The sequence below is a fragment of the Gemmiger formicilis genome (assembly GCF_016901605.1).
Lineage (GTDB): Bacteria > Bacillota > Clostridia > Oscillospirales > Ruminococcaceae > Gemmiger > Gemmiger formicilis_B.
Genome location: NZ_JACJKP010000486.1, coordinates 1 through 400 on the forward strand (window position 1 = coordinate 1; position 400 = coordinate 400).

General features: G+C 53.8%; 1 protein-coding gene. It reads right to left on the minus strand.

Going from position 1 to position 400, the window contains the following annotated elements; genetic code table 11:
- On the minus strand, positions 1-400 hold a 400-nt coding region (locus H6B10_RS15570; protein WP_275951097.1), incomplete at both ends, for a helicase-related protein.

The following is a 400-nucleotide window of genomic DNA, read 5'->3' on the forward strand; positions in this document are numbered from 1 at the left end:
TTGCCGCACAGATCAAAGATGTAGAATTTTTCTTTGTCCTTGCCGTCGATCAGCCCCGGGCACAGGCGGGTGCCGCGGCCGATCATCTGCCAGAATTTGGCCTTGCTCATGACCTTTTTAAAGAATACCAGGTTGAGCACTTCGGGCACATCGATGCCGGTGTCCAGCATATCCACCGAGATGGCGATCTGGGGCAGTTTCCCGGCGTTGGAAAATTCGTCGATAGCGCTCTGGGCGTAGGTCATATAGTTGTCGATGACCTTGGCATACCCTGGCAGGTGGGGATACTGCTTGTTGAATACTTCCAGGATGGTTTCGGCGTGGCGGTGGTTCTTGGCAAAGATGATGGTCTTGCCCAGTTTTTCGCCGTAGTCGATTTTCAGGCCGTGGGTCATGAGCA